The 4,973-nt window shown below is 68.5% G+C and carries 4 protein-coding genes; 2 read left to right on the forward strand and 2 right to left on the reverse strand.

The features are described from left to right. The first annotated feature begins 222 nt into the window (after window positions 1–222). The gene (locus H0X00_RS21535) at window positions 223–1,365 is read left to right on the forward strand and encodes an epoxide hydrolase family protein (RefSeq protein ID WP_293774703.1); all 1,143 of its coding nucleotides are present in this window, start codon (window positions 223–225) and stop codon (window positions 1,363–1,365) included. A 6-nt stretch (window positions 1,366–1,371) separates the two neighbouring features. Here H0X00_RS21535 and H0X00_RS21540 read toward each other — a convergent pair whose 3' ends face one another. After that, window positions 1,372–2,049, reverse strand: coding sequence for a superoxide dismutase family protein (locus tag H0X00_RS21540; protein ID WP_293774705.1), 678 nt, complete (start codon window positions 2,047–2,049; stop codon window positions 1,372–1,374). 88 nt (window positions 2,050–2,137) lie between these two features. After that, window positions 2,138–4,243 carry a DNA topoisomerase IV subunit B gene (locus H0X00_RS21545; protein ID WP_293774706.1) on the reverse strand — a complete coding sequence of 702 codons (2,106 nt, stop codon included), beginning with the start codon at window positions 4,241–4,243 and terminating at the stop codon, window positions 2,138–2,140. Between the two features lie 445 nt (window positions 4,244–4,688). Here H0X00_RS21545 and H0X00_RS21550 point away from each other — a divergent pair, with 445 nt between their 5' ends. Further along, entirely contained in the window at window positions 4,689–4,919 is a 231-nt protein-coding gene (locus tag H0X00_RS21550; protein ID WP_293774707.1) for a hypothetical protein, read from the forward strand. Window positions 4,920–4,973 lie beyond the last annotated feature (54 nt).

Genomic DNA, 4,973 nt, shown 5'->3' on the forward strand with positions numbered 1-4,973 from the left:
CCCTCACCCTGGCCTGGGCCGGCGCCGCGCCGGCCCGCGCCTCCAGCGGCAACGGCGCCCCCGCCGAGCTGCCCGAGGTCGACCCGCGACGCGACGGCTCGGGGGTCAAGCTGACGAAACCTGTCACCGCGGTCGGCGGACCGGTGGGCTGAGTTGGCGGGCCCCGTGAGTCCGAGTCACCAGCCGCAGACAAGGCGGCCTGACGGGCCCTAGGGTCCGCCCATGACCATCACCCCGTTCCGCGTGGACATCTCAGACGACGACCTCAAGGACCTGCGCGAGCGGCTGGCCCGGACCCGCTGGCCGGACGCGCAGACGGTCCCGGACTGGTCCCAGGGCATCCCGCTGGACTACGTGCGGGAGGTCTGCCAGTACTGGGCGAACGGCTACGACTGGCGCCGGGCGGAGGCGAGGCTGAACGCCTTCGACCACGTCCTGGTGAACCTCGACGGCCTGGACATCCACGCCATCCACGCCCCGTCCCCCGAACCGAACGCGACGCCGCTGATCATGACCCACGGCTGGCCGGGGTCGATCGTCGAGTTCCTCGACGTGATCGAGCCGCTGCGCAACCCCGCGGCCCACGGCGGCGACCCCGCCGATGCCTTCCACGTGGTGTGCCCGTCACTGCCCGGCTACGGCTTCAGTGCCAAGCCGACCGTGTCCGGGTGGTCGGTGAAGAAGATCGCCGCCGAGTGGTGCAACCTGATGAAGGCCCTGGGCTATCCCCGCTTCCTCGCCCAGGGCGGGGACTGGGGCTCGCTGGTGACCACGGTGATGGGCACCTACAACCAGGCCGACGGCGTGGACGGCATCCACCTCAACTTCGCCCTGGCCAAACCCGAGTCGTTGATGGAGCTCGGCGAGCCCACGCCCGAGGAGATGGGCCAGCTCGGCAAGATGGGCGCCTACGTCGAGCAGGAGAACGGCTACGCCCAGCAGCAGTCGACCCGGCCGCAGACCCTCGGGTACTCCCTCGCGGACTCCCCCGCCGGCCAGTGCGCCTGGATCCTGGAGAAGTTCCGGGCGTGGAGCGGCGTCGACCACCCCGAAGAGGCGTTCTCCCGCGACCACCTGCTGGACAACATCTCGCTGTACTGGCTGACCAACACCGGAGCCAGCTCGGCGCGGCTGTACTGGGAGTCGATGGCGATGGTCTTCACCGACTTCAGCGAGTGCACAGCGCCGAGCGCGTACTCCAACTTCCCGCACGACGTCATGACGATCAGCGAGCGATGGGCGCGCACCCGCTACACCGGCATGCGCTACTTCAACCAGATGGAGACCGGCGGGCACTTCGCCGCCATGCAGTGCCCCGAGGCCTTCGTCACCGAAGTCCGCAACGGCCTGCGCCCGCTGCGCTGACGCACGTCACAACTTCTTGATGACTCCGCAGGCGACGCGGTTACCGGCGTTGCCGGTCTTCATGGTCTTGTCGGTGGCCGCGGGCGAGTTCTCGGTGTACTGGTCGGACCCGTTGCCCACCGGAACGTTGGCGAAGTTGTCCGGGCCGGCGTGCAGCATGACGGCAGAGTTGACCAGGCGGCCGAACGGGATCTTGTCGATCTGGAAGGCGATCCGGGCCTTGCCGCCCGCGAGGGTGTACACGCTCGGCATGTCGCCGACGTGCTTGCCGTGGGTCTCGCCCTCGTCGGCGAGGTGACCGTCAGCGGACAGGAACCAGGTCGCCGGGTCCCCGCCGGCGTCGGCGACGCAGCCGGTGCCGGCGTCGGGCAGGTTGTTGGCGTGGACGTGGAAACCGTGGAAGCCGGCGCCGACGTTGGCGTTCTTGCGGAAGACCGCGATCACCTCGGTCACCTTGCCGACGTTGCGGAAGGTGACGACGCCGACCTTCTTGCCGGCGGCGTCCTTGAGGACCGCGCGGGCGATCTGCGGGCCGCCCGCGGGCGCCGATCCGATTGCACTGTCGGACGCGGTCGCAGGCTGGAAGGCCACCTCACCGGAGGGACCAGCGGTGTTCGCGAGCACCGCGCCGGTAGTGACGGCCAGGGTCAACGCGGCACCGGCCGCGAGCGTACGACGCACCATGGGGGACTCCTCGCCTCGACGGCAGCCTACGTCGGCGGTCCGCCAAGGGGAATTGCCCCGTTTGGGGGGAATTGAACGCAGGTGCGCCCTAAGCGTCGATGCGCGATCGGTCCAACATGGACGCCGAACCGACGATGAACTCCTTACGCGGGGCCACGTCATTGCCCATCAGCAACTCGAACACCCGCTCGGCATCGGCCAGATCGCCGGGGGCGATCCGGCGCAGGGTGCGCGAGCCCGGGCTCATCGTGGTGTCGGCCAACTGGTCGGCGTCCATCTCGCCGAGACCCTTGTAGCGCTGGATCGGATCCTTGAGTTTGCGGCCCTTCTTGGCCAGGTCGGTGACCGTGCGGCGCAACTCGGCGTCGGTGTAGGTGTAGATGTACTCGTTCGCCTTGCGCCCCGCGTTGACCACCTCGATGCGGTGCAGCGGCGGCATCGCGGCGTACACCCGCCCTGCCTCGACCAGCGGGCGCATGTACCGGTGGATCAGCGTGAGCAGCAGGGTGCGGATGTGCGCGCCGTCGACGTCGGCGTCGGTCATCAGGATGACCTTGCCGTAGCGGGCCGAGTCGAGGTCGAAGGTGCGCCCGGAGCCGGCGCCGATCACCTGGATGATCGAGGCGCACTCGGCGTTCTTGAGCATGTCGCCCAGGGTCGCCTTCTGCACGTTGAGAATTTTGCCGCGGATGGGCAGCAGCGCCTGGAACTGCGCGTTGCGGGCCCGCTTCGCGGTACCCAGTGCGGAGTCACCCTCGACGATGAACAGCTCGCTGCGCCCGATGTCCTCGCTGCGGCAGTCGCAGAGCTTGGCGGGCAGCGAGGAGGTCTCCAGCGCGTTCTTGCGGCGCTGCGTCTCCTTGTGCTGACGGGCCGCGACGCGGGTGCGGGCTGCGGAGACGACCTTGTCCAGCACGGTGCGGGCCGCAGCTTTGTTCGGGCCGCGGGTGGTGGTGAGGAAGGCCTTGAGTTCGCGCGCGACGACGTTGCTCACGATGCGGGTCGCGGCCGAGGTGCCGAGGATCTCCTTGGTCTGGCCCTCGAACTGCGGCTCGGCCAGGCGCACCGTGACCACGGCGGTCAGGCCCTCGAGGACGTCGTCCTTGAGCAGCGACTCGTCGTTGGCCTTGAGCGCCTTGGTCGTTTTGGCCACGTCGGTGAACGTCTTCACCAGCGCCCGCTCGAAACCTTGGATGTGCGTGCCGCCCTTGGGGGTCGCGATGATGTTCACGAACGAGCGCACCGTGGCGTCGTAGCCGGTCCCCCAGCGCAGCGCGATGTCGACGCCGAGTTCGCGGGTGACCTCGGTGGCGGTCATGTGGCCGGCCTCGTCGAGGACCGGCACGGTCTCGACGAAGGTCTCCGAGCCGACCAGACGCAGCGTGTCCATCACTGCGACGTCGGGGGCGAGGTAGTCACAGAACGCACTGATGCCGCCGTCGAAGTGGAAGGTCTCCTCGGCCGGGGCTCCGGCCTCGCCTACCACCTTTCTGCGGTCACTGACCCGAATCGTCAGCCCGGGCACCAGGAACGCGGTCTGCCGAGCGCGGTTGTGCAGTTCCTCACGCGAGAGCTTGGCCTCGGCCAGGAAGATCTGCCGGTCCGGCCAGAACCGGACCCGGGTCCCGGTGACCCGTTTAGCGACGCGCCGGACCTTGGACAGCCCCGAGGCGGGCGTGAACTTCGCCTTCGGGCCGTCCGCGTCGAACGAACCCGCGGTGCCGCGGCGGAAGCTGACGCCGTGCGTTGCGCCATCCCGGTCGACTTCGACGTCCAGGCGTTCTGACAGCGCATTCACCACCGACGCACCGACACCATGCAGACCGCCGGTCGCGGCATAGGATCCGCCGCCGAACTTGCCGCCGGCGTGCAGCTTGGTCATCACGACCTCGACGCCGGAAAGCCCGGTTTTGGGCTCCTTGTCGACCGGAATGCCGCGCCCGTCGTCCCTGACCTCGACCGACCCGTCAGCGTGAAGCAGCACGTCAATGGCGGTGCAGTGGCCCCCGAGGGCCTCGTCCACGGCGTTGTCGATGATCTCCCAGAGGCAGTGCATGAGTCCGCGGGAGTCCGTGGAGCCGATGTACATGCCGGGACGCTTGCGAACCGCCTCCAGCCCCTCGAGAACCAGCAGGTGGCGGGCGGTGTACCCGGAATCCGGGGCCCCGGAAAGGGCTGTGGTCTGGGCGGTCAAGCCGGAACCTCGCTGCGCTCGGCCCCGGCCTGACCGGGGGTGCTCTGCATATTGGCGGACTCGCTGCGCTCGCCCGCCCGGGCCTCCGATGCGCTCACCCCTAGAGGTTATCCGCGCCCTCCGACGGGAATTTCACGGCGCGCCGCCGCCTTGCGTGCATCGTCCGGAAGGTGGATGCCAACGCGCCGTTCGGGTAGATCGAATGCGTTTGTGCGTACCAGCCGGAACCGGACACGCGTATCCACCCGTCCAAGCTGGCGTCCTGCACGAAGTTCTTCAGGCATCATCAAGGCACGGCATCGGCAGGGCCGAAGGTGCCAAGTGTTGGCGTTCTGTGATTCACGACATGCGTGATCGGAAACTAGTACCGGGTAACGTCGCAGGACGGGAACCAAACATCCGAAGGGATTGTTAGCCCGGGTACCACCGATCGAGAGGGGCGACCGTGACCGCACTGCTTGCCACGACCACTCCACTGACGGCTGCCGACCGGTGTGACCGGTGTGGAGCCCAGGCCTACATCCGCGTGGTCCTCACCAAGGGGACCGATCTGCTCTTCTGCGCCCACCACGGCCGCCAGTACGAGCTGAAGCTGCGCGAGATCGCCTCTGAGTTTCACGACGAAACCACGCGTCTGGCCGGCACTCCGGCCACTGCCACCGCTGACGAGCACTAAACGCGGGGGCAATCCGGAGTACCAACACGTCGGCGACGGCGGCCACCTTCCGGT

Source organism: Sporichthya sp. (assembly GCF_013815995.1).
GTDB lineage: Bacteria > Actinomycetota > Actinomycetes > Sporichthyales > Sporichthyaceae > Sporichthya.

Bases quoted from the DNA above. Each gene is read 5' to 3' on its own strand.
- H0X00_RS21540 (WP_293774705.1), bottom strand. From the start codon at position 2,049: ATGGTGCGTCGTACGCTCGCGGCCGGTGCCGCGTTGACCCTGGCCGTC.
- H0X00_RS21535 (WP_293774703.1), top strand. From the start codon at position 223: ATGACCATCACCCCGTTCCGCGTGGACATCTCAGACGACGACCTCAAG.